This is a genomic window from Streptomyces sp. NBC_01261 (genome assembly GCF_036226385.1).
Lineage (GTDB): Bacteria > Actinomycetota > Actinomycetes > Streptomycetales > Streptomycetaceae > Streptomyces.
In genome coordinates this window covers 3,958,035-3,981,921 of record NZ_CP108463.1, presented here as the reverse complement: position 1 = coordinate 3,981,921, position 23,887 = coordinate 3,958,035, and the positions used below count along the sequence as shown (strand labels likewise).

Annotated in this window: 17 protein-coding genes; 7 read left to right on the top strand and 10 right to left on the bottom strand. The window is 69.2% G+C overall.

The genetic code is table 11. The annotated features are described in order from the left end of the window. The 4 genes from OG226_RS17040 to OG226_RS17025 all read right to left on the bottom strand — a co-directional run bounded on the left by OG226_RS17040 (nt 1) and on the right by OG226_RS17025 (nt 5,370). Nucleotides 1-975: a carbohydrate ABC transporter permease gene (locus OG226_RS17040; protein WP_329349363.1), complete on the bottom strand. Its 975-nt coding sequence runs from the start codon at nt 973-975 to the stop codon at nt 1-3. Continuing rightward, nucleotides 972-2,375 carry an extracellular solute-binding protein gene (locus OG226_RS17035; protein WP_329349362.1) on the bottom strand — a complete coding sequence of 468 codons (1,404 nt, stop codon included), beginning with the start codon at nt 2,373-2,375 and terminating at the stop codon, nt 972-974. Before OG226_RS17035 ends, OG226_RS17040 begins: the two co-directional genes overlap by 4 nt. Nucleotides 2,376-2,447: 72 nt before the next feature. After that, complete coding sequence (locus OG226_RS17030; protein WP_329349361.1) at nt 2,448-4,379, bottom strand: tetratricopeptide repeat protein; 1,932 nt, start codon at nt 4,377-4,379, stop codon at nt 2,448-2,450. A 97-nt stretch (nt 4,380-4,476) separates the two neighbouring features. After that, on the bottom strand, nt 4,477-5,370 hold the full coding sequence (locus tag OG226_RS17025) for a 5'-methylthioadenosine/S-adenosylhomocysteine nucleosidase (RefSeq protein ID WP_329349360.1): 894 nt from the start codon (nt 5,368-5,370) through the stop codon (nt 4,477-4,479). 78 nt (nt 5,371-5,448) lie between these two features. On the opposite strand from OG226_RS17025, the gene OG226_RS17020 reads away from it, so the two are divergent. After that, nucleotides 5,449-5,982, top strand: a complete 534-nt coding sequence (locus tag OG226_RS17020; RefSeq protein ID WP_328678961.1) for a hypothetical protein — start codon at nt 5,449-5,451, stop codon at nt 5,980-5,982. Between the two features lie 10 nt (nt 5,983-5,992). Here the strand turns inward: OG226_RS17020 and OG226_RS17015 are convergent, their stop codons facing one another. Both OG226_RS17015 and OG226_RS17010 read right to left on the bottom strand, forming a co-directional pair. Next, complete coding sequence (locus OG226_RS17015) at nt 5,993-6,676, bottom strand: response regulator (protein ID WP_328678960.1); 684 nt, start codon at nt 6,674-6,676, stop codon at nt 5,993-5,995. Beyond that, nucleotides 6,676-8,364, bottom strand: a complete 1,689-nt coding sequence (locus OG226_RS17010; protein WP_328678959.1) for a sensor histidine kinase — start codon at nt 8,362-8,364, stop codon at nt 6,676-6,678. Before OG226_RS17010 ends, OG226_RS17015 begins: the two co-directional genes overlap by 1 nt. Nucleotides 8,365-8,601: 237 nt before the next feature. Here OG226_RS17010 and OG226_RS17005 point away from each other — a divergent pair, with 237 nt between their 5' ends. From OG226_RS17005 to OG226_RS16985, 5 genes are all read left to right on the top strand, one after another. Further along, nucleotides 8,602-10,029: a cation:dicarboxylate symporter family transporter gene (locus tag OG226_RS17005; protein WP_403590646.1), complete on the top strand. Its 1,428-nt coding sequence runs from the start codon at nt 8,602-8,604 to the stop codon at nt 10,027-10,029. A gap of 204 nt (nt 10,030-10,233) precedes the next feature. After that, entirely contained in the window at nt 10,234-10,998 is a 765-nt protein-coding gene (locus tag OG226_RS17000) for a DUF2127 domain-containing protein (RefSeq protein WP_328686335.1), read from the top strand. A 106-nt stretch (nt 10,999-11,104) separates the two neighbouring features. Continuing rightward, nucleotides 11,105-11,491: a MerR family transcriptional regulator gene (locus tag OG226_RS16995; protein WP_328678958.1), complete on the top strand. Its 387-nt coding sequence runs from the start codon at nt 11,105-11,107 to the stop codon at nt 11,489-11,491. Beyond that, on the top strand, nt 11,488-11,811 hold the full coding sequence (trxA, locus tag OG226_RS16990; protein ID WP_328678957.1) for a thioredoxin: 324 nt from the start codon (nt 11,488-11,490) through the stop codon (nt 11,809-11,811). The genes OG226_RS16995 and trxA overlap by 4 nt, the downstream gene beginning before the upstream one ends. Before the next feature lie 153 nt (nt 11,812-11,964). Next, nucleotides 11,965-14,199 (top strand): HelD family protein, encoded by a 2,235-nt coding sequence (locus tag OG226_RS16985; RefSeq protein WP_329353415.1) that lies wholly within the window; start codon nt 11,965-11,967, stop codon nt 14,197-14,199. Nucleotides 14,200-14,404: 205 nt separating this feature from the next. Here OG226_RS16985 and glgB read toward each other — a convergent pair whose 3' ends face one another. Further along, nucleotides 14,405-16,843, bottom strand: coding sequence for a 1,4-alpha-glucan branching enzyme (glgB, locus tag OG226_RS16980; protein WP_443066997.1), 2,439 nt, complete (start codon nt 16,841-16,843; stop codon nt 14,405-14,407). Between glgB and OG226_RS16975 the strand changes: the two genes are divergently transcribed. Next, entirely contained in the window at nt 16,794-18,416 is a 1,623-nt protein-coding gene (locus OG226_RS16975; RefSeq protein WP_329353753.1) for a hypothetical protein, read from the top strand. The two genes, glgB and OG226_RS16975, sit on opposite strands and share 50 nt — an antisense overlap. A gap of 12 nt (nt 18,417-18,428) precedes the next feature. On the opposite strand, the gene OG226_RS16970 is transcribed toward OG226_RS16975, so the two are convergent. From OG226_RS16970 to OG226_RS16960, 3 genes are all read right to left on the bottom strand, one after another. Then, nucleotides 18,429-19,820 carry a maltokinase N-terminal cap-like domain-containing protein gene (locus OG226_RS16970; protein ID WP_328678956.1) on the bottom strand — a complete coding sequence of 464 codons (1,392 nt, stop codon included), beginning with the start codon at nt 19,818-19,820 and terminating at the stop codon, nt 18,429-18,431. 120 nt (nt 19,821-19,940) lie between these two features. After that, nucleotides 19,941-21,641: a maltose alpha-D-glucosyltransferase gene (treS, locus tag OG226_RS16965; RefSeq protein WP_328678955.1), complete on the bottom strand. Its 1,701-nt coding sequence runs from the start codon at nt 21,639-21,641 to the stop codon at nt 19,941-19,943. After that, nucleotides 21,638-23,737, bottom strand: coding sequence for an alpha-1,4-glucan--maltose-1-phosphate maltosyltransferase (locus OG226_RS16960; RefSeq protein ID WP_329349359.1), 2,100 nt, complete (start codon nt 23,735-23,737; stop codon nt 21,638-21,640). The genes treS and OG226_RS16960 overlap by 4 nt, the downstream gene beginning before the upstream one ends. Between the last annotated feature and the right edge of the window lie 150 nt (nt 23,738-23,887).

The window sequence follows — 23,887 nt, the reverse complement described above, 5'->3', positions numbered from 1 at the left end:
TCAGACCTCCGTTCGCAGCAGGCGCATGTAGATCACCGAGAAGAGCGAGCCGACCAGGAGCAGGAGCAGGGCGACCGCCGTGGCGTAGCCAATCATGCTGTTCTGGAAGGCCTGTTCGTACATGTAGAGGGGGAGGGTCTGGCTCTTGTTTCCCGGGCCGCCTCTCGTCATCACCCAGATCAAGCCGAAGACGGACAGGGTCTGGAGGGTGTTGAGCATGAGGTTCGTGCCGATCGAGCGGCGGATCATCGGCAGCGTGATGTGCCACATCCGGCGCCAGCCGCCCGCGCCGTCGACCTCCGCCGCTTCCGTGATCTCCTTGGGGATCTCGTCCAGGGCCGCTGAGTAGACCAGCATCGAGAAGGCGGTCCCCCTCCATACGTTCGCGAAGGACACCGCGAGGATCGGGAGTGTGAACAGCCAGTTCTGGGACGGGAGATGGAGCCAGTCCAGGATGGCGTTCAGGGTGCCCTCGCGGCGGAAGAAGGCGTAGAGGAGAAAGCCCGCCACCACCTCCGGGAGTACCCACGCCGTGATCACGATCGCGCCCGTGATGGTGCGGACCGGTTTCGACGCGCGGTGCATGAGGGTGGCGAGCGCCAGGCCGAGGGTGTTCTGGCCGACCAGCGACGACAACACCGTGAACACCAGCGTCAGCCATACCGCGTTGATGAATTCCGCGTCCTTGAAGGCCGTACGGAAATTCGCGAAGCCCACGAACGACGAGTGGGCCTGGCCGGTGAGTTGGAGATTGGTGAAGGCGATGTAGGCGCAGTAGCCGATCGGGACGGCCAGGAAGAGGAGCAGGAGGATCAGGGCGGGGGAGAGGGGGAGGAGGTGGGTGAGGACGCGGCGGAGGGTGTGGTGGTCATTGCGGGGGCGCTGCTGGTGCGCGGACTGTCGAGGGCCCGGGCCCGGGCCCGAGTCGGACTTCGTCACGTCCGGGCCCGCCGCTTGCCGGGGTGCGGTGGTCACTTCTGCGTGACCTGGTTGTCCGTGGCCGACTTGAGTTCGTCGTCGTACGAACTCGCCGCCTTGTCCACCGACATGTCGCCCGTCGTCACGCCCTCCATCGCCTCCTGGATGGCGGTCGAGACCTTCGGGTACGCCGGGTAGGCGGGGCGGTAGTGCGTGCTCGCGACCAGGTCCGTGAAGAACTTGATGCCGGGCTGGGCGGTCGCGTAGGCGGGGTCCGCGGCGACGTCCTTCCGCACGGAGATACCGGAGTTGGCGATGTACCACTTCTCCGCGTTCGCCTTCGTCTGCATCGTCTTGATGAAGTCGAAGGCGAGGTCGGGGTTGCCGGCCTTGGCGGGGATCGCCCAGGTCCAGCCGCCGGACATGCTCACCTTGCCGGGCGCCTGGCCTTGCTGGGTGGGCATGTACGCGAGGCCCAACTCCTTTGACCAGTCCGGCCATTCATGCCCGCTGCCCTTCAACCAGGCCTGGGGCAGCCACGATCCGTCCAGCGCGATGCCGAGTTTGCCCTTGGGGAGCAGTTCACCGGCCACGTAGGTCTGGATGTTGGGGTCGAGGGCGTCGGACACGTCCGGACCGAGCTTCTCCTTGTAGACCGTGTGGACGAAGGAGAGCGCGTCCTTGAAACCCTGGCCGCCGGCGATCCACTTCTTCGACGACTTGTCGTAAAGGGGGTCCGTGGAGCCGTTGTTGGTGCCGTAGAGCAGCATCTCGAAGCCCTGCATGGTGGCCGCCTCGCCGGCTGGCTTGCCGGTGTAGACGTTGAGCGGGGTGACGTTCGGGACCTTCTGCTTGATCGTGCGGGCAGCGGCGAGCACGTCGTCCCACGTCTTCGGCTGCCAATTCGCGGGCAGGCCCGCCTTCTTGAAGATCCCCTTGTCGAACCAGAGGCCGCGGGTGTCCGTGCCGTCCGGGACGCCGTACGTCTTCCCGTCCTCGGCCTTGGCGGCGGACTTCGACGTGTCGATGAACTGGTCCCAGTCCGGCCACTTGTCGAGGTACGGGTCGAGGGGCTTGAGGTAGCCGGAGGTGATGTCGCTGTTGATGAGGAACGTGTCCTCGTAGACCAGATCCGGGGCGGTCTTCGGCGAGCGGAGCATCTGCTGGAGCTTGGTGTAGTACTCCGAGTCCGGGGCCTTGATCGGGACGAGCTCGACCTTCTTGCCGGGGTACTGCTTCTCGAACTGCTTCTTCATGTCGGCGAGGTAGGTGTCCATCACCTTGATGGAGTTGTCCGTCGACTGCTTGAAGGAGATCTTCACCGTGTCTGGGTCGCTCCCGGATCCGCTGCTGCAGGCGGTGAGGGTTGTCGCGGCGAGGGAGAGGGCGGCGAGAGCAACTAGGGGTGTGAGTACGGCAGTTCGGTGGGGGCTGGCGGCGGTGGGGCGCACGGGCATGACCTCCTACGGGCTCACTACGTTGTGGCCTGGGCGGATGGCTGCCCGGTGAAGGTAAGTGGAGTGGTCTAGTCAGGTCAATGAGTCTGCGCGGGATTGGGCGGTGGCGGCTTCGGTGGGGGCGTTGGCTCGGGTGTAGGCGTCGGCGGACTGGAGGTAGTGGATGCGGGCCTCGGCGGGGCGGGCTGCTTGCTGGTGGGCGAGGGCCAGGTTGGAGAGGCTGTTGCCCGTCCGGTACCAGTCGTCGAACTCCCGGTAGCCCTCCAGGGCCTTTTCGTACGCCTCAATCGCCTCATCGACCCGGCCCGCGTCACGCAAGGCGACGCCGAGGTTGTTCCACAAACTGGCCTCGCGGTGGCGGTCCCCGACGATCTGGATGAGGTCGCGGGCCCGGGTGTGGGCGTCGATGGCCTGTCCCGCCCGGCCCGCCTGCTGCAGGGCGAGGCCGAGGTGGTCCCACGCCATGGCCTCGCGGTGGCGGTCCCCGACGGTCTGGAACAGGTCGCGGGCCCGGGTATGGGCGTCGATGGCCTCCCTCGCCCGGCCCGCCTCCCTCAGAGCGCTGCCGAGGTTGCCCCAAACGGTGGCCTCGCGAGGGCGGTCCCCGGCCGCCTGGAACAGGTCGCGGGCGCGGGTGTGGGCGTCGATGGCCTCCTCCGCCCGGCCCGTCTGCCGCAGGGCGTTACCGAGGTTGTTCCACGCGATGGCCTCGCCCACCCGGTTACCGGCGCGGTGGGCGGCTTCCCGCGCGGCAGCGCAGACCGTGATCTCGTCGTCGAAAGCGCGCCGCCAGTCCAGATAGTGCGCCAGGCACTGTGACAGCCGTATCGCCGTGTCTCCATAACGTTCCTCCCGCGCCCACTGCACCACCGCCACCAGACCCGCCCGCTCACCATCCAGCCACGCCAACGCCCCCGGCCGGTCCGCGAACAGTTCCGGCTCCGGCATCCCCGGCAGCCACTGCAACCGGTCATCCGCCGCATCCGCCCACCGGTGGTAGAACTCCAGCACACGCTCCCGCGCAGCCTCCCCCTCATCCCGCAACCCCGTATCCCCTTGAACCACACCCGCCCCGAACGCCCGCACCAAGTCATGCAACCGCCACCGCACGCCCGCCCCTGTCGGAACAGGCGTGACAAGGTGGGCTGCGGCAAGCTCTTCGAGCAGGTCGAACGTCCGGCCGACGCTGAGGTCCGCCATCGCAGCGGCCGTTTCACCGCCGACTTCCGCCGCCGGAGCCAAGGCGAGCAGACGCAGCAATCTCGCCTGCTCAGACGGCAGTTGCCGGTACGCCGCTTCGAAGAGCGGGCGGAGTCCGACAGCCGCCGTCACGTCCTCGGCACCCCGCAACTCCTTCACGAGGGACGCGACGGAACGGTGGCGGCGCTTCCGCAGCATGCCGGCGGTGATCCTCAGCGCGAGCGGATGGTGGCCGCAGAGCGTGGCGAGCTCCGAGACAGCCTCCGGTTCACGCGTCGCCCGATCGTCGCCGCGGTCGCTGAGCCGCAAGGACCTGCTGATGAGGTCGGTGGCATCCTCCGGTTTGAGGACATCGAGGTCGATGAGCTGAGCGTCCAACTCGGTGAGCCGGTCCCGCGAGGTGACCAGCACCCGGTGATGATCGGTTCCAGGGATCAGAGGCCTCACCTGCTCCGGATCCGAGACATTGTCGAGCAGCAACAACATCGACCGCCCCTCCTCCCCCAACAGCCGCCGATACAACCCGTACTGCCCCGCCACCGTCTGCGGAAGATCCGCCCCCCGCACCCCCATCCCGTCCAACAACGCGACCACCGCCTGATCCGCCGTAACCGGATCCTCGTCGTACCCCCGAAAGTCGACGAACAGAGTCCCGCCCGGAAACCACCCGTCCCTGACCGCCTGATGGGCCGCACACAACGCCAGCGACGTCTTCCCGATCCCGCCAAGCCCGGACACCGCGCAGATCACCACCGGCAGATCGGACTCGGCGGCCGGGTCCAGTACGGGAAACAGCCGTGCCAAGTCTTCGTCCCGCCCGGTAAACCCCGGCGGCACCGCAGGCAACGCGGCAGTGGCAACCGGCACAGGACCGTGAACGGACCCGCGCCCCGCCCCGCCGTTACCGCTCCCCGTCCTCCCGTCCCACCCGCTTGGCAACGAACGGCCCATTGAAGGTGCTCCCCCGAAAGTCGAGGTGATCCCCTCCGTACGTGGCCCCCGTAGCCCCCGTCGCCCCCCGATGGGGCCCCTCCTCGGAGTCCTCGACCTCCCTGTCGGAACCCCCGACCCGCCCACCACGGAACGGCCGCAGCTCCCGCAGCACCGCCACCGCGGCAGCCGCCGCGTTCTCGGCGGCCCGGGGCTGCCAACCCTCCCCGTCCGTACGGGACTTGTCCGCGTCGGCCCGGTCGCTGATGCCCCGGATCACCAGGGCGTCACCGCCCGCGAGATCCACGGCGCTCACCACCCCCGAGCCCTCCATCTCGATGGCCGCCGCGTCGTTGTAGTGCCTCCGCAGGTGTTCCGCGAGCGCGGACTCGGGTGCGGCCAGGACGACATCGCCCGCGGCGATCGGCTTCAGGTGGGCGTGGGGGTCGTCCCGCAACGCCTCCCGGGCGGCCGAGGTCAGCCGGTGCGACGCCCGCCACGCCTCCGGCCGCACGAGAAAGCCCTCCGGTGTCTCCTTGCCGCCGTGGATGCCGTACACCTTCGTCGCCACTACGACGTCGCCCAGCCCGATGTCGCTCTTCAGGCCTCCGGCGACCCCCACGAACAGCACCGCTTCCGGCTCCAGCCACGTCATCACGCGCTCGGTGAGCGCGGCGGCCGTCAGGTTTCCCTCGCCCATCTCGACCAGGGCGACGGCCCAGGGTGTGCCGGGGAGTTGGCCGATCGCGGTCCGGGTGCCTCGCGGATGCTCCCGCTTCCGTATGTCCGTGAGATGGGCCTGCACGGCTGTGTACTCCAGCGGCAGCGCGGTCAGCACCGCGACAGTGGGTTGAAACTCAGGCATCTCAGACACTCCCTTAAGGTACTTCCAAGTCGCCTGCGCAGATGCTGTGTTGGCACCACTCGGGGGAGAGGCGAGGCAATGCCGGAACGGGACGTCACGGTGGGCCAGTTGCTCCTCGCCGAGTACCAGACCGTCAAGGACGAGCAGAAGACCCGTATCGGTTTCCGCGACAACCTCCTCTACGTCACCCTCACCGTCGTCGCCGCCGTCATCGCCGCCGCGGCCCAGGCCAAGCAGTCCGAGATGCTGCTCGCGCTGCCCCCGGTGTGTGTCGTGCTCGGTTGGACCTACCTCGTGAACGACGAGAAGATCTCCGCGATCGGGACGTATGTACGGGAGGACCTGGGACCCCGGCTCGCCGAACTCGCCGACTCCCAGGCGGTCTTCGCCTGGGAGACCGCCCACCGTTCCGACAGCCGCCGCCGTTCCCGCAAGGTCATCCAGGGTGTGATCGACCTGCTGGCGTTCTGCGTCGTTCCGCTCGCCGGGCTCGTCGTCTACTGGTTCGCGGGGCAGACGTCCGCCGGCCTGCTCGTCCTGTCCGTGGCCGAGGCGCTCATCGTCGTCGGCCTCGGCCACCAGGTCCTCAGTTACGCGCGGCCCTTCAACTAGCCCCGCCCGCCTACCCCTTGACCCACCGATACTGCAACTCAGGCCGCCCCACAGTCCCGTACTGCGGACTCCGTGCCGCCCGCCCCGCCTCCACCAAATGCTCCAGATACCGCCGAGCAGTAATCCGAGAAATCCCCACAGCCTCCGCAACCCCCGCCGCGGTAAGCCCCTCCCCGCAATCCCGCAGAGTGACCGTCACCCGCTCCAACGTCGGCGCACTCAACCCTTTGGGCAGCGCCGCAGGCGACGGCGCCCGCAGCGCAGCCAGCGCACGGTCGACCTCGTCCTGACCACTCGCCTCACCCGCCGCCGCATGGAACTCGGCGTACCGCACCAGCCGATCCCGAAGCGTCGCGAACGTGAACGGCTTCAGCACGTACTGCACGACCCCCAGCGACACCCCCTCGCGCACCACGGCCAGATCCCGCGCCGAGGTCACCGCGATGACGTCGGCGTGATACCCGGCGGCCCGTAGGGACCGCGCGAGTTGGAGCCCGTGCGCGTCCGGCAGATGCAGGTCCAGCAGCAACAGGTCCACCTGCGTCCGCTCCAGCGCCCGCCGTGCCTCCGCCCCCGTGTGCGCCTTGCCCACGGCCACGAACCCCGGTACTCGGCCCACGTACATGACGTGCGCGTCGGCGGCGACGGGATCGTCCTCGACGATCAGGACGCGGATCGGCTCGGCCGTACTCATCAGTTGCCACCTCTGGAAACAGAACCCTGGGACGACGCTCGGGCACCATCCGCACCCGAACCCACATCCGTCCCCCACAAAGGCAACCGCACCTCGAACACCGCCCCGCCCCCCTCCGCCTCGGCCACCGTCAACGTCCCCTCATGCCGGTTCACCGCCTGCCGCACCAACGCCAACCCCAGCCCCCGACCCCCCGGACCCGCCGGCTTCGTCGAGAAGCCGCGTCGGAACACCGCCTCCGCGTGCGCCGGATCCACCCCCGCGCCCGTGTCCGCGACCCGCAGCACCAGCGCGGAGCCGTCCGCGCCCGCCTCCGTGCGCGCCGTCACCGTGACCCGTGCCCGCAGGCTTCCCTGTGCCGCGTCCACCGCGTTGTCGATCAGGTTTCCGAAGATGGTCACCAGGTCTCGCGCGGGGAGTGAGTCCGGCAGCAGGCCGTCGTCCAGGCCGCTGTCCTCCGATACGACCAACTCCACGCCCCGTTCGTTCGATTGGGCCGTCTTGCCGAGCAACAGGGCAGCCAGCACGGGCTCGTTGACCGCCGAGACGACCTGGTCCGTGAGCGTCTGGGCCAGCTCCAGCTCCGCCGTCGCGAAGTCCACCGCCTCCTCCGCGCGCCCCAGCTCGATCAGCGAGACGACTGTGTGCAGCCGGTTCGCCGCCTCGTGGGCCTGTGAGCGCAGTGCCTGTGTGAAGCCCCGTTCGGAGTCCAACTCGCCCATCAGGGACTGGAGTTCGGTGACGTCCCGGAGTGTCGCCACCGTTCCGCGGCGCTCGCCGCCCGACACCGGAGACGTGTTCACCACCAGCACCCGGGACGCCGTCAGATGCACCTCGTCCACGCGCGGTTCGGACGACAGCAGCGCGCCCGTCAGCGGTGCCGGCAGGCCGAGGCTCGCGACCGAGCGGCCCACCACGTCCACGTCCGGCCCGACGCCCAGCAACTCCCGTCCGCCGTCGTTCATCAGCGCCACCCGGTATTGACCGTCGAGCATCAGCAGCCCTTCGCGTACCGCGTGCAGCGCGGCCTGGTGGTAGTCGTGCATGTGGCTCAGCTCGGCCGCGTTCATGCCGTGGGTGTGGCGGCGCAGGCGGGCGTTCACGACGTACGTCCCTACGGCACCCAGTGCCAGGGCACCGGCCGCCACCCCGATCAGCGCCGTCACCTGGTCCTGCACCCGCTGCGTGATCGCCTCGACCCGGATGCCGGCGCTGACCAGGCCGATGATCCGGGTGCCGTCGGTGTCGTAGACGGGGGTGACCGCGCGGACGGACGCGCCGAGGGTGCCCGTGTAGGTCTCGGTGAAGGAGTCGCCCTTCAGGGCGGGCCCGATGTGGCCGAGGAACTTCTTGCCGATCTGCGTCCTGTCCGGGTGCGTCCAGCGGATGCCCTGCGGATTCATGATCGTGATGAAGTCGACCTGGGTGTCCCGCTGGACCTTCAGGGAGTACGACTCCAGGTGCGTGGTGGGGTTCGACGTACCGATCGCCGCCACCACCGACGGCGAGTCCGCGACCGACCGTGCCACCGCCATGGCCTGGCGGCCCGCCGCGTCCTCGGCCTGGCTGCGGTCGCTGACGTAGGTGAACAGCGCGTACCCGGCGACGACGACCGCTATCAGCACGGCCTGCATGCCGAAGAGCTGGCCGGCGAGGCTGCGGGGACGGGGGACGTGCGGGAAGCGCATGTCGTCAGTGTGCCTCTCCTGTTCGGCGCGAACTAAATGAACGCAAGGGTGACCGGCCTCACAAGGCGGGAGATAGTCACCGCAACCCCGGAAGCAGCCGCCTCCCGGACCAGGCCGCACAGCGCATCGGATCGGTGCGGACCGCCGTAGAACCCGTACAACCCGTAAGACCCATGAATCCCCGGACGTGAGCCGCACTCGCCACCCGGGTTCCGCCGGTCGTGAGCCGCACGCCGGATGATGCCGACGACGTCGTCAAGGAGGGCAGCCGTGGCCAGCACCCCCGCACCCGCACCTGCCGCACCCGCAGCACCGCCCGTGAAGCGGGACCGCACCCACTACCTCTACATCGCGGTGATCGTCGCGGTCGCCCTCGGCATCGCCGTCGGGTTCGCCGCGCCGGACTTCGCCGAGGAGCTGAAGCCGCTCGGTACCGGCTTCGTCGCGCTGATCAAGATGATGATCTCGCCGATCATCTTCTGCACGATCGTGCTCGGCGTCGGCTCCGTACGGAAGGCCGCGCAGGTCGGCAAGGTCGGCGGGCTCGCGCTCGCCTACTTCATCGCGATGTCGTTCGTGGCGCTGGCCATCGGCCTGGTCGTCGGCAACATCATCCACCCGGGCAGCGGCATGCACCTGACCGAGGCCGTCAAGGGCGTCGGGCACACGCAGGCCCAGGCCGCCGCCGAGGGCCCGGTCGACTTCCTGCTCGGGGTCATCCCGACCACCTTCGTGTCGGCGTTCACCGAGGGCCAGGTCCTCCAGACGCTGCTGATCGCGCTTCTCGCGGGCTTCGCGCTGCAGGCCATGGGCCGGACCGGTGAGCCGGTGCTGCGCGGTGTCGAGTACATCCAGAAGCTGGTCTTCCGCATCCTCGGCATGATCATGTGGGCCGCGCCGGTCGGTGCCTTCGGCGCGATGGCCGCGGTCATCGGCGAGACCGGTATGGACGCGCTCAAGGCGCTGGGCACGATCATGCTCGGCTTCTACATCACCTGTGCGCTGTTCATCGTCGTCGTGCTCGGCACGCTGACCAAGCTGGTCGCCAAGGTCAACCTCTTCCAGCTGCTGCGGTACCTCGGCCGTGAGTTCCTGCTGATCGTCTCCACCTCCTCCTCCGAGTCCGCGCTGCCGCGGCTCATCGCGAAGATGGAGCACCTGGGTGTCAGCCGCCCGGTCGTCGGCATCACCGTGCCGACCGGCTACTCCTTCAACCTCGACGGCACGATGATCTACCTGACGATGGCCTCGCTGTTCATCGCCGACGCGATGGACCAGCCGATGAGCATCGGTCAGCAGATCGGCCTGCTGCTCTTCATGATGGTCGCCTCCAAGGGCGCGGCCGGTGTCTCCGGCTCCGGTATCGCCGTACTCGCCAGTGGTCTGCAGTCGCACAAACCCGCGCTGGTCGACGGTGTCGGCCTGATCATCGGCATCGACCGCTTCATGAGCGAGGCCCGCGCGGTCACCAACTTCGCCGGCAACGCCGTCGCCACGCTGCTCATCGGCACCTGGACCGGCGAGGTCGACAAGGAGCGGGTGAACCGGGTCCTCGCGGGTGAACTGCCCTTCGACGAGAAGACGTTGCTCGACGCGAAGGACGGCGACGACCACCTCGACGCCGTACCGGAGCAGGGCGGCGAGAAGGAACTCGCCAAGGCCTGACCCCCTCGGACACGGGGTGCCCGGGCCGACCTGAACACGGTCCGGACGCCCCGCCGACGCCGGGCGGCTGGGTGTCCCCCCGTCGCTCAGCCGCCCGGTCCTTACAGAGACGTAGTAGGGATGTACTAGCGTGCCGTGCCGTGCCGGAAACCTCCGGCGCGCACGGCACGTTCGCGTTCGGTGGGAGTCACGGGGGCCATGGGCATGAAGATCGACTGGGACCGGCGGCACTGCGCACGGCACGGGCACGCGACCTACGCGCCCGACGAGACGGCACTGCGGGAACGGCTGCGCGCCGAGACCGGGTTCGGGGAGGCCTGGCGCTGTCTGCGCTGCGGCGACTTCGTCCTCGGCGAACCGCACGGTTCGGGGCCCGCCGAGCACGCTCCGTTGGTGCCGCGTGGGAAGGTGCTGCGGGACCTGTTCATCCTGCGGTTCCTCGCCATCGAGCGGGCCGTGCGCGGCGTGTTCATCGTGCTGGTCGCCGCCGCCGTATGGAAGTTCAGCAACAGCCAGGACTCGGTGCGCCAGCTCTTCGACGAGTACCTCGACGTCTTCCGGCCCGTCTTCAGGCACTTCCACTACGACCTCGACCACTCGCCGATCGTCGGCACCATCCAGAAGACCTTCGGCTACAAACACTCCACGCTGGTCCTGGTCGCCGTCCTGCTGCTGGCGTACGCGCTGATCGAACTCGTCGAGGCCGGCGGACTCTGGTACGCCAAGCGCTGGGCGGAGTACCTGACGGTGGTCGCCACCGCCGCGTTCCTCCCGCTGGAGATCTACGAACTCACCGAACACATCAGCTGGTTGAAGATCGCCACCCTCGTCCTCAACATCCTCGCCGTCCTCTATATCGCCCTCGCCAAGCGGCTGTTCGGGCTGCGCGGCGGCCGGAAGGCCTTCGACGAGGAGCGGGAGAGCGCGTCCCTGCTGGAGGTGGAGACCTCGGCCGGCGTCATGGTGTGACGGCTACGGGGACGAGCCGCGTTGCCCTGTCGTCGGTGTCGTCGCTTACATCGGTGACGTCGGTGACGTTGCCTTGACGTCGACGGCAAGGATTACCGTCGTAGACATGCGAATCGGCGAGTTGGCCGCGCGGGCCGGGACCACGACGCGGGCGTTGCGGTACTACGAGGCGCGGGGGCTGTTGCCCGCGCGGCGGGGCGGTAACGGGTATCGGACGTACGACGAGGGTGATCTGAAGCTGCTGCGGCAGATCAGGACCCTCCAGGACTTCGGGTTCGACCTGGAGGAGACGCGGCCCTTCGTGGAGTGTCTGCGGGCCGGGCATCCCGAGGGGGACTCGTGCCCGGCCTCGCTCGCCGTCTATCGCCGGAAGCTGGCCGAACTGGATTCCCTGATCGGGGAGTTGCAGGCGGTGCGGGCGGAGATCGGGGTGCGGCTGGCGACGGTGGAGGAGCCGGCGCCGCTGTGCGAACTGGGAGGGCGGGAACTGTGAGCGGCGTTACGGACGTTACGGACGAGGATTTCACCGCGGAGGTGATCCGGGCGGATCTGCCGGTGCTGGTGGAGTTCACGGCGGACTGGTGTCCTCCGTGCCGGCAGATGGGACCGGTACTGCGGGCCCTCGCCGCCGAGGAGGCGGATCGGCTGAAAGTGGTGCAGCTGAACGTGGATCAGAATCCGGAGACCACGAACGCCTACAAGGTCCTCTCGATGCCCACGTTCATGGTCTTCCGGGGTGGTGAGCCGGTGAAGGCCATGGTGGGGGCCAGGCCCAAGCGCCGGCTGCTGGAGGAACTGGCCGATGTGATCTGAACCCCTGACACGAAAGAATCCCCCGCGCAATTGCGCTCGGGGGATTCTTTTGCGTATATTCAATGGTTCGCGACTTCATGGGAATTAGGTCGCAAAGAGGCTTAGTGAGCACAGTATATATGTCCGGGAGTGGAATTGTCAAACAGCGATGAAATTCACGGTGAGCAGGAATTCATCGACGGTCTGTACGCACGCGTGGACGCGCTGCGCGGCGCCACCGAGGACTCCGTCACGGACGCCCTCGGGCAGGGCAACACGCCCATGCAGGCCCGGCTGGAGCGGGACATCCTGGTCGCCGAGCGCTCGGGTCTGCTCGCCGCGCTGAACGCCGTGGACGGCTCGCTCTGCTTCGGCCGGATCGACCTGACCTCCGGCACCACCCACCACATCGGCCGCATCGGCATCCGTTCCGACGACGCCGACCTCACGCCGATCCTGATCGACTGGCGGGCCGACGTCGCCCGCCCCTTCTACCTGGCCACCGGCCACACCCCGATGGACCTGCGCCGCCGCCGGCACCTCACCACCGACGGGCGCCGCGTCACCGCCCTGCACGACGAGATCCTCGATCTCGGCGATGCCACCCGCACCGGCCACGAGGACCCGAGCGGCGACGCCGTCCTGCTCGCCGCGCTCAACTCCGCGCGCACCGGCCGGATGAGCGACATCGTGCAGACCATCCAGGCCGAACAGGACGAGATCATCCGCGCGCCCTACCGCGGGGTGCTCGTCGTCGAGGGCGGCCCCGGCACCGGCAAGACCGCCGTCGCGCTGCACCGGGCCGCGTATCTCCTCTACGAATACCGGGAGTTGCTCGCCAAGCGCGCCGTGCTGATCGTCGGTCCGAACCCCGCGTTCCTCGGTTACATCGGCGAGGTGCTGCCGTCGCTCGGCGAGACCGGCGTGCTGCTGGCGACCGTCGGCGAACTGTTCCCCGGCGTGAAGGCCACGGCCACCGACACCCGGGCGGCGGCAGCCGTGAAGGGCCGCGCCGACATGGCCGACGTCCTCGCCGCCGTCGTACGCGACTGGCAGTCGCTGCCCGACCCGGTGATCGCGATCGAGCACGACCGCGAGATCCTGATGCTCGACGACGGTCTCGTACGGGTGGCCCGCGACCGCGCGCGCGAGGCCCAACTCCCGCACAACGCGGCCCGGGAGCACTTCGAGGGCCACATCCTCAACACGCTCACCGAGATGGTCGCCGAACGCATCGGCACCGACCCCTTCGACGGCAGCAACCTCCTCGACCCCAGCGACATCACCCAGATCCGCGACGAACTCGCCGAGAACCCCGAAGTCTGGGCCGCCATCGACCAGTTGTGGCCGCGGCTGACCCCGCAGTACCTCGTCGCGGACTTCCTCGCCGACCCCGTGGGCTACGTCTCCGACGACGACGCGGACGCCATCCGCCGCCCGGTGACGCGCGAGTGGACCGTGGCGGACGTGCCGCTGCTGGACGAGGCCGCGGAGCTTCTCGGGCGGGACGACCGGGTGCGGGTGGCGCGGGCCCAGCGGGAGCGCGAGGAGCAAGTGTCGTTCGCGCAGGGGGTGTTGGACGTGTCCTTCGCGTCCCGGACGTTCGAGTTCGAGGACAAGGAGGAGGGCGATCCCGAGGGTTCCGAGGTGCTGTCGGCGCACGACATCATCGACGCGGAGCGCTTCGCGGAGCGGCACGAGGAGGAGGACCACCGCAGCGCCGCCGAGCGCGCGGCGGCCGACCGTACCTGGGCGTTCGGGCACATCATCGTCGACGAGGCGCAGGAACTCTCGCCGATGGCCTGGCGGTTGCTGATGCGCCGGAGTCCCACGCGGTCGATGACGCTGGTCGGCGACCCGGCGCAGACGGCGGAGGCGGCGGGTGTGGGGTCCTGGTCGGAGATCCTCGCCCCGTACGTCGAGGACCGATACGACCACACCCGCCTAGGCGTCAACTACCGCACGCCCGCCGAGATCATGGACCTCGCGGCGGCGGTCGTCCGCGCGGATAATCCTGGCTTCGAGCCGCCGAGTTCGGTGCGGTCCACCGGCGTACGGCCTTGGGTGCGGGCCACTGACGATCTGCCGGGTGCTGTGGCCAAGGCCGTGGGTGAACTCACGCCTGCGGAGGGGCGTTTGGCGGTGATCGCGCCGCGGGATCTGCATCGGCGGCTTGCTGCGCGGCTGGACGGGGTGACGGCGGGGGAGGAGCCGGATCTGACGCGGAGTGTCGTCCTGCTCGATCCTCGGCAGGCCAAGGGGCTGGAGTTCGACTCGGTGTTGGTCGTCGAGCCGGGGCGGTACGGGACGAGTGATCTGTACGTGGCGCTTACTCGGGCCACGCAGCGGTTGGGGGTGTTGCATACGGGGGCGCTGCCGCTGAGCTTGGCGGAGGCGGGGGCGGTGTGAGGGGGCTGGTGTTGGTGTGGGCGCCCCTGGGGGCTGCGCCCCCGGACCCCCATCGGCCCTGAAGGGGCCTCGTCCTCGGACTCCCCCAGAGGGGGGACCCCCAACGGGCTGACTAGTGCCGGCCTGCGTCGGCGAGTACCGGATGGGCCGGGGTTTGCCGGCCGGGGTTGAAGAGGTCCCGGCCGGCGTCGATGGACGCGAGCGGCTAGGCCGGGCGGAGCCAGACCGTCGCGAGCGGGGGCAAGGTGACTCGGATGCTGGTCGGGCGGCCGTGCCACGGTTGGGGTTCTGGCTTGATGGGGTCCGGGTTGGTGATGTCGCTGCCGCCGTAGAGGGCCGTGTCGGTGTTGAGGGTTTCGTGCCAGGCGGGGATGTCGTCGGGGGTGCCCAGGCGGTAGTCGTGGCGGACCACGGGGGCGAAGTTGCTGACGGCGAGGAGGGGGGAGCCGTCGGTGTCGTAGCGGAGGAAGGCGAAGACGTTGTCCTCGGCGGCGTCGCCGGTGATCCACTGGAAGCCGGTCGGGTCGGTGTCGAGTTGCCAGAGGGCGGGGGTGTGGCGGTAGACCGTGTTGAGGTCGCGGACGAGGTCGCGTACGCCTCGGTGGTCGGCCTCGGCGCCGTAGGCGGGGTCGAGGAGCCACCAGTCCGGGCCGTGGGTCTCCGACCACTCCGCGCCCTGGGCGAACTCCTGGCCCATGAAGAGGAGTTGCTTGCCGGGGTGGGCCCACATGAAGGCCAGGTAGGCGCGGAGGTTGGCGCGTTGCTGCCACCAGTCGCCGGGCATCTTCGACACCAACGAGCGCTTGCCGTGGACCACTTCGTCGTGGGAGATGGGGAGGACGTAGTTCTCGCTGTACGCGTAGACCATCGAGAAGGTCATCTCGTGGTGGTGGTGCTTGCGGTGGACGGGCTCGTGCGACATGTAGTCGAGCGAGTCGTGCATCCAGCCCATGTTCCACTTCAACCCGAAGCCCAGGCCGCCGAATCCGCCGGGTCCGATGTGGTGCGTGGCGCGGGTGACGCCGTCCCAGGCGGTGGACTCCTCGGCGATGGTCACGACACCGGGCACCCTGCGGTACACGGTCGCGTTCATCTCCTGGAGGAAGGCGACGGCATCGAGGTTCTCCCGGCCGCCGTGCTCGTTCGGGGTCCACTGGCCCGGTTCGCGTGAGTAGTCGAGGTAGAGCATCGAGGCGACCGCGTCCACGCGCAGGCCGTCGATGTGGAACTCCTCGCACCAGTAAACGGCGTTCGCCACAAGGAAGTTGCGGACCTCACGGCGGCCGAAGTCGAACTCCAGCGTGCCCCAGTCGGGGTGCGCGGCCCGGAGCGGGTCCTCGTGCTCGTACAGGGGGCGGCCGTCGAACTCGGCCAACGCCCAGTCGTCGCGCGGGAAGTGGGCCGGGACCCAGTCCATCAGGACGCCGATACCGGCCTGGTGCAGCGCGTCGACCAGGAACTTGAAGTCGTCGGGGGTGCCCAGGCGGGCGGTCGGGGCGTAGAAGCCGGTGACCTGGTAACCCCACGAGCCGCCGTAGGGGTGCTCGGCGACCGGCATCATCTCGACGTGGGTGAAGCCCAGGTCCTTGACGTAGGCCGGGAGTTGGTCAGCCAGCTGGCGGTACGTCAAGCCCGGTCGCCAGGAGGCGAGATGGAGTTCGTAGATGGACAAGGGTGCTTTGTGGGCGGGGAGTTCGGTGCGCTGGGCGATCCATTCCTCGTCGTTCCACTCGTAGTGCGAGGCGTGGACGATCGAGGAGGTGGCGGGCGGGACCTCGGTGCGGCGGGCCATCGGGTCGGCGCGCATCGTCTTCGACCCGTCGGGCCGGGTGATCTCGAACTTGTACAGCTCGCCCTCGCCGACACCCGGCATGAACAGTTCCCAGACACCGGTGCCGCCGAGTGAGCGCAGCGGGGCGCCCGTCCCGTCCCAGAAGTTGAAGGTACCGGCGAGGCGGACGCCCTGCGCGTCCGGTGCCCACACGGTGAAGCGGGTGCCGGTGACCCCCTGATGCGTCATCGTCCGCGCCCCGAGCGCCTGCCACAACTCCTCGTGCCGGCCCTCACCGATCAGGTGCAGGTCCAGATCACCGAGCGCGGGGAGGAACCGGTAGGCGTCCTCGACCTCCTGCAGGGTGCCCTCGTAGGCCACGGCGAGCCGATACTCCGGCACACCGTGAAGGGGGAGCAACCCGGAGAAGAACCCGTCCCCGTCGTCATGCAGCTCGGCCTTCAACTGCCCTGCCACGACGGTGACTCCGAGGGCGAACGGCCGGAATGCGCGGAAGGCTACTCCGCCGGGGACCGGGTGGGCGCCGAGTACGGAGTGGGGGGCGTGGTGGGTTCCGTGGAGGAGGCGGTCACGGTCCGGGGCGTCCAGGGCGGGCGAGATGGTGGGGGTTGGGGTGGGCTCCGCCGGGGCCGGGGTGATCGGCGAGGTGGACGGGGTTGCCGGTGTGGCCGACTCCGACTCCGAGGTGTCGTCGGGAGCAGGCAGCACGGCTGGTGCTGGTGCTGGTGCTGGTGCTGGTGCTGGTGCCGGAGCCGGTGCGGTCGGCGGTGCGGTGGGCGGTGTCGGAGACGGAGCCGGTGCGGTGGGCGGTGTCGAGGACGTGGTCGGCTCTGCGGCCTCGGTTGCTGCCAGCGGTGTGGCCAACTCCGGGGTGGGACCCGACTCCGGGGTGGGCTCCGGTTCCGGGGTGGGCTCCGGTTCCGGGGTGGGCCCCGACTCCGGGGTGGGCTCCGGTTCCGGGGTGGGCTCCGGTTCCGGGGTGGGCCCCGACTCCGGGGTGGGCTCCGGTTCCGAGGCGGGCCCCGACTCCGAGGTGGGCTCCGGTTCCGAGGCGGGCCCCGACTCCGAGGTGGGCTCCGGTTCCGAGGTGGGCTCCGACTCCGAGGCGGGCTCCGACTCCGGGGTGGGCTCCGGTTCCGACGTGGGCTCCGACTCCGGGGTGGGCTCCGGTTCCGACGTGGGCTCCGGTTCCGGGGCGGACGCGACGCCGGGGTCAGCAGCCGCCTGCTGCGGTGTGGAGGCCGCCTGCTCTGTTGCGGAACCTTCCTGCTGCGGTGCGGAAGCCCCCTGCTCCGGTGCGGAATCTGCCCTCTCCGGCAAGGGCGCGGCGCTTTCCCGCGCGGGAGAAGCCGCCCCCTCTCGTTCGGCGGTCTCCCCGTCCGGTGAGGGAGAGTCCGCCCCCGTGTCGGCACTCACCATCCTCCGCGCGGGCTTCTCGTCGGCCGCGATCGTCTTCCTGGCCAGGCCCTTCTTCGCCGAGTTCTTCTTCCCGGCACCCTTCTTGGCGGCGACCTTCTTGGTCACGCCCTTCTTCGCTGCGGCCCTCTTCGTCACGGTCTTCCTCGCGCTGCTCGTTTCCGCCACGACTTCTTCTGTCGAGCCCGTCTCCGCCGGGATCTTCGCCGTCACGTTCGTCCTCTTCGCCGTACCGGTCTTCGCGGCGCCCGTCTTCGTCATGGCCTTCTCCGTCGCAGCTTTTGTCGCCGAGGTCTCTTCCGCCGAACCAGTCTTCGCCACGGCGTTCTTGGTCGCCGCTGCCTTCTTCGTGCCGGCCTTCTTGGTCGTCGCCCTCTTGGCCGCGGCCTTCCCGGGCTCGGTCGCCTCGGCCGGCGTGTCGTTCCTCGCCGTTTTGGCTCCGGACTTTCCCGGGTTGGGGGTCTCAGTCCGCGCGTTCTTCGGCGCCGTCTTCTTGGCTGTCGCCTTCGCAGGCTCGGTCGCCTCGGCCGGTGTGTTCTTCTTCGTCGTCTTGACTCGGGCCTTTTCGGACCCTGTCGTCTCAGCCGACGCGCCCTTCGAAGTCGCCCTCTTGGCCCCGGCCGTGCCGGCCTTCCCGGGCGCAGCCGTCTCAGCCGCCGCCCCCTTCGTCCCCGCCTTCTTCGCGGCGGCGCTCTCCGTCCCGCCGCTCGCCTTCTCCGCAGCCGCCCCCTTGCCCGCACCCCTCTTGGCCTGGGCCTTCTTGATCGCAGCCTTTTCACCCGCTGCCTTGTTGCCGGCAGCCCTCTTGCCCACCGCCCCCTCACCCGCAGCCTTCTCCGCAGCACCGGCGGCCCGCTTCACGCCGCCGCCACCGCCCCGCTCCTTCCCAGAAGCCGTCGGCTGCACTTCCGTACCGCTCTTCCCCTCGGCCGTTTTCTTCCTCGGCTTTGGATCAGAACCGTTGGACGGGGGACGCGGGGTCACGGGTGGAGCCTCCTGGGCGGGGTGAGGGCGGGGTGGGTCAGGTGGTGGGGTCGGGGTTGGCCAGGCGGCGGACCGCTGACAAGGGGACCTGGAGCCAGTCCGGACGATGGCGGGCCTCGTAGAGGACTTCGTAGATCGCCTTGTCCGTCTCGTACGCGCGCAGCAGCACCGGATCCGTCCGCGGATCCACCCCCGTCACCTCCGCGTACCCCGAGCAGTACGCCGCCCGGCACATGTCCGCCCAGCCCGGCGCCGCCGGTGTCGTCGAGTGGGCCGCGTAGTCGAAGGAACGGAGCATCCCCGCGATGTCCCGTACCGGAGGCTGGGGCATACGGCGTTCCGCGAGGGGCCGGGACGGCTCGCCCTCGAAGTCGATCAGGGACCATTCACCGGACGGCGAGTGCAGGCACTGGCCCAGGTGCAGGTCGCCGTGGATGCGTTGGGCGGTCCAGGTGTGACCCTCCGCCGCCAGGTCCGCCAAGGCCGAGAACGCCGAGTGCAGGCCAGGGGCGTACGGGCGGAGTGCCGGGACCGCCTGTGCCGCCGCGTCCAGGCGGTCGGTCATGCCGGTGACCAGCTGTTCCAGTTGTGCGTGGCCCAAGGTCATCGTCGGCAGCGCTCGTGCCAGGGCCACGTGGACCTCCGCCGTCGCCCTGCCCAGTGACCTCGCCTCCGCGCCGAAGTCCTCGCCCTTGGACAACTCGCTCAGTGCCAGTTCCCAGCCGTCCGCCGCGCCCTGTACGAAAGGTTGGAGGACTCCCAGGACGTAGGGCTCGTCGGCGAGCTCCGCCCGTAGCCACGCCGTCGGGGCCGGTACCCGGGGGCAGCCCTCCAATGCCAGGGCCAGCGGGAGTTCCAGATCCGGGTTGGTGCCGGGGACTATCCGGCGCAGCAGCTTCAGGATGTACGTGTCGCCGTAGACGACCGATGAGTTGGACTGTTCGGCGGTCATGAGGCGGGGGGTCAGGCCGGGGCCGATGTCCGGGGCGTCCGGGGCCCGTTCGAAGCGCAGCCCGCCGATGCGGGCCTGGGTGCGCAGCGCCTCCAGGAGCACCTCGGCGGGCCGGGGGTCGTACAGGGCCTCGTACACCGTGTGACCGGCGAGTGGGCCCTCCTCCACATGTCCGATGAGCGCGGGCGCGAGCCGGGGTGGCAGCGCCTCGCGCACGCCTATGAGGAGTTGGTAGCAGTCGCCGGGGGCGGGGGATTGGTGGGCCTGGACCAGGAGGTGGTGGAGGCCTGGCTTGTTGCCGTCCATCGGGAGCAGCTCGGTCGCCGCCACCAGCGTGAAACCCGTGACGGGACGGCCCTTGCCCGCGAACCACCGTTGCCTGGGCAGCCACTCCCGCAGGAGGGGGTCGAGTGACGCGAGGAGGTCCGGACCGGGACCCGGACTGGTCCGGCCGGAAATTGTGACAGTCTCCGCCATAGGTGTCACATTCCTTTCCCCGGGGGTGGGTCGGGGTGTCACTGTTGCGTGCCCCGGGCGGGGCGGGGGAAACCGAAACCGCCCCGCCCCACCGGGATCCAGCACGGATCCGGCAGCGATCTAGGCGGCTTCCTTGCGGAGCCGGAACCAGTAGAAGCCGTGCCCCGCCAGCGTCAGCAAGTACGGCAGGTCTCCTACGGCCGGAAAACGCACCCCGCCGAACAGTTCGACCGGATGCCTCCCATTGAACGCCCGCAGGTCCAGTTCCGTCGGCTGCGCGAACCGGGAGAAGTTGTTCACGCACAGCACGAGGTCGTCCTCGTACTCGCGCAGGAACGCGATCACCGCCGGATTGGACGACGGCAGCTCCCGGTACGAACCCAGCCCGAACGCCAGGTTCTGCTTACGGATCTCGATCATGCGGCGCGTCCAGTGCAGCAGCGAGGAGGGCGACGACATCGACGCCTCGACGTTGGTGACCTGGTAGCCGTAGACGGGATCCATGATGGTCGGCAGCGACAGTCGGCCGGGGTCACAGGACGAAAAACCTGCGTTGCGATCCGGTGTCCACTGCATCGGCGTGCGCACGGCGTCGCGGTCGCCGAGCCAGATGTTGTCGCCCATGCCGATCTCGTCGCCGTAGTAGAGGATCGGCGAGCCGGGGAGGGACAGGAGCAGGGCCGTGAACAGTTCGATCTGGTTGCGGTCGTTGTCCAGGAGAGGGGCCAGGCGCCTGCGGATGCCGATGTTGGCGCGCATACGCGGGTCCTTCGCGTACTCCGCCCACATGTAGTCGCGTTCCTCGTCGGTGACCATCTCCAGGGTCAGCTCGTCGTGGTTGCGCAGGAAGATGCCCCACTGGCAGCTGGACGGGATCGCCGGGGTCTTGGCCAGGATCTCCGAGACGGGGTAGCGGGACTCCCGGCGGACCGCCATGAAGATCCTCGGCATGACCGGGAAGTGGAATGCCATGTGGCACTCGTCGCCGCCGCTCTGGAAGTCGCCGAAGTAGTCGACGACGTCCTCGGGCCACTGGTTCGCCTCGGCCAGCACCACCGTGTCGGGGTACTGGGCGTCGATCTCCTTGCGCACCCGGCGGAGGAACTCGTGGGTTGCCGGAAGGTTTTCGCAGTTGGTGCCCTCGGCCGCGAACAGGTACGGGACCGCGTCCAGCCGGAAGCCGTCGATACCCAGGTCCAGCCAGAACTTCAGCGCCGAGATGATCTCTTCCTGGACGGCCGGGTTCTCGTAGTTGAGGTCCGGCTGGTGGGAGAAGAAGCGGTGCCAGAAGTACTGCTTGCGGACGGGGTCGAAGGTCCAGTTGGAGGCTTCGGTGTCGACGAAGATGATGCGGGCGTCGGGGTACTGCTTGTCGTCGTCGGCCCACATGTAGTAGTCGCCGTAGGGGCCGTCGGGGTCTTTCCTCGACTCCTGGAACCACGGGTGCTGGTCGCTGGTGTGGTTCATGACGAAGTCGATGATGACGCGCATGCCGCGTTGGTGGGCGGAGTCGACGAACTCGACGAAGTCGGCGAGGTCGCCGAATTCGGGGAGGACGGCGGTGTAGTCGGAGACGTCGTAACCGCCGTCGCGCAGGGGGGATTTGAAGAAGGGGGGTAGCCAGAGGCAGTCGACGCCGAGCCACTGGAGGTAGTCGAGTTTGGCGGTGATGCCCTTGAGGTCACCGACGCCGTCGCCGTTGCTGTCCTGGAAGGAGCGGACCAGGACCTCGTAGAAGACGGCGCGTTTGAACCACTCGGGGTCCCGGTCCTTGGCGGGAGTGTCCTCGAAGGTGTCCGGGACGGGCTCGTTGACGATCATATGGTGGGTGACCCTCCGATCTGCGGGGACGGTCGCAGGACGGTGAGGATGTGTGCGGGCCGGTTACCCGGCTCCAGGCGCACATAGTTGGCCCTGCCCCAGTGATAGGTCTCACCGGTGAGCTCGTCGCGCACCGGCACCGACTCGTGCCATTCCAGGCCGAGTTGCGGCATGTCCAACGAGACCGTGGCCTCCTGGGTGTGGTGAGGGTCGAGGTTCGCGACCACCAGAACCGTGTTCGAACCGCTCCGCTTCGAGTACGCGATCACCGCCTCCTGATCCACATCGTGGAAGTGGAGGTCGCGCAGCTGCCGCAACGCCGGGCTCCGGCGCCGGATGTCGTTCAACTTGCCCAGCAATGGCGCGATGCTACGTCCTTCCCGCTCGGCCGACACCCAGTCGCGGGGACGGAGTTGGTACTTCTCGGAGTTGAGATACTCCTCGCTGCCGGGCCGCAACGGTGTGTTCTCGCACAACTCATACCCGCTGTACACCCCCCACGTCGGGGCGAGGGTGGCGGCGAGGACCGCGCGCAGTTCGAAGGCCGGCCGGCCGCCGTCCTGGAGGAACTCGTGGAGGATGTCCGGGGTGTTCACGAAGAAGTTCGGCCGCATGTAGGCCGCCGCCTCGCCCGACAACTCGCTCAGATACTCGGTGAGTTCCTGCTTCGTGTTGCGCCAGGTGAAGTAGGTGTACGACTGCTGGAACCCGACCTGCGCCAGGGTGGCCATCATCGCGGGGCGCGTGAACGCCTCCGCCAGGAAGATGATGTCCGGGTCGGTGCCGTTGATCTCCGCGATCACCCGCTCCCAGAACACCACCGGCTTGGTGTGCGGGTTGTCCACGCGGAAGATCCGCACCCCGTGGTCCATCCAGTGCCGCAGCACGCGGACGGTCTCGGTGACGAGTCCGTCCAGGTCCCGGTCGAAGGCGATCGGGTAGATGTCCTGGTACTTCTTCGGCGGGTTCTCCGCGTACGCGATCGTCCCGTCCGGGCGGTGGTGGAACCACTCCGGGTGCTTCTCCACCCACGGATGGTCCGGCGAGCACTGGAGCGCGAAGTCCAGCGCGATCTCCATGCCCAGCTCGGCGGCCCGCGCGACGAACGCGTCGAAGTCCTCCAGCGTGCCGAGCTGGGGGTGGACCGCGTCGTGGCCGCCCTCGGGGGAACCGATGGCCCAGGGGACACCGACGTCCTCACTCCCCGCGGACAGGGTGTTGTTCGGACCCTTGCGGAAGGTGCTCCCGATCGGATGGATCGGCGGCAGGTAGACGACGTCGAAGCCCATCGCCGCGATCCCGTCCAGGCGTTTCGCCGCCGTACGGAACGTGCCGTGGGGCTGGGCCGGGGTGCCCTCGGAGCGCGGGAAGAACTCGTACCAGGCGCCGTACAACGCCCGCTCCCGCTCGACCAGGAGCGGTCGGGGTTCGGAGGTCGTGACCAGTTCCCGCAGGGGATAGCGGGCCAGTACTCCGTCCACCTCCGGCGTCAGCGCGGCGGCGAGGCGGGACGCGGGCGGGCGGGTCTCGTCGCGGAGGGCGGTGACGGCGGCGCGGAGGACGGGGCGGAGGCCCTTGCCCTTCGGGACGCCGGAGATGGCGCGTTCGTACAGGCGCGCGCCCTCCTCCAGGACCAGCTCCGTGTCCATGCCGGCCGGGATCTTGATCCGGGCGTGGTGGCGCCAGGTGGCGACCGGGTCGCTCCAGGCCTCCACGGTGTAGGTCCACCGGCCGGGTTCGCCGGGCGTGACCGTGGCGCCCCAGCGGTCGGAGCCCGGGGCGAGCTCCCGCATCGGGGTCCACGGGCCGGGGCGGCCGTCCGGGTCGTACAGGACGGCGTTGGCGGAGACCGCGTCGTGGCCCTCGCGGAAGACGATGGCCGAGACCTCGAACGCCTCACCGGTCACCGCCTTGGCGGACCGGTGGCCGTGCTGGACGACCGGCCGGACATCGAGGACGGGGATGCGTCCGATGCCGGGCGATGTGCCGTCCGCGGAGGGTGGCTCCGGGGCGGGTGGAGCCGTGCCGGCGGGGCTCACGGGGGGTGTGGCCGTGCCGGGTGTCGAGGGTGGTGACGAGTGGTGCGTGGCGGGCATGACCGCTCCTGTCCGCGTCAACGTGGGTGTGGGCGGATGGATGTGGGGAGGTGGGTCCTGCGAAGGAGATCCCGTGGTGCGTCTGGGGGGCGTACCGGTGGAGCCTTCCCACCCTATTCGGGTTAGCAATCCGGCAGGTTGCTAACTACT

Bases quoted from the DNA above. Each gene is read 5' to 3' on its own strand.
- OG226_RS17035 (WP_329349362.1), bottom strand. From the start codon at position 2,375: ATGCCCGTGCGCCCCACCGCCGCCAGCCCCCACCGAACTGCCGTACTC.
- OG226_RS17025 (WP_329349360.1), bottom strand. From the start codon at position 5,370: ATGCCTGAGTTTCAACCCACTGTCGCGGTGCTGACCGCGCTGCCGCTG.
- OG226_RS17020 (WP_328678961.1), top strand. From the start codon at position 5,449: ATGCCGGAACGGGACGTCACGGTGGGCCAGTTGCTCCTCGCCGAGTAC.
- OG226_RS17015 (WP_328678960.1), bottom strand. From the start codon at position 6,676: ATGAGTACGGCCGAGCCGATCCGCGTCCTGATCGTCGAGGACGATCCC.
- OG226_RS17010 (WP_328678959.1), bottom strand. From the start codon at position 8,364: ATGCGCTTCCCGCACGTCCCCCGTCCCCGCAGCCTCGCCGGCCAGCTC.
- OG226_RS17005 (WP_403590646.1), top strand. From the start codon at position 8,602: ATGATGCCGACGACGTCGTCAAGGAGGGCAGCCGTGGCCAGCACCCCC.
- OG226_RS17000 (WP_328686335.1), top strand. From the start codon at position 10,234: ATGAAGATCGACTGGGACCGGCGGCACTGCGCACGGCACGGGCACGCG.
- OG226_RS16995 (WP_328678958.1), top strand. From the start codon at position 11,105: ATGCGAATCGGCGAGTTGGCCGCGCGGGCCGGGACCACGACGCGGGCG.
- OG226_RS16970 (WP_328678956.1), bottom strand. From the start codon at position 19,820: ATGGCGGAGACTGTCACAATTTCCGGCCGGACCAGTCCGGGTCCCGGT.
- treS (WP_328678955.1), bottom strand. From the start codon at position 21,641: ATGATCGTCAACGAGCCCGTCCCGGACACCTTCGAGGACACTCCCGCC.
- OG226_RS16960 (WP_329349359.1), bottom strand. From the start codon at position 23,737: ATGCCCGCCACGCACCACTCGTCACCACCCTCGACACCCGGCACGGCC.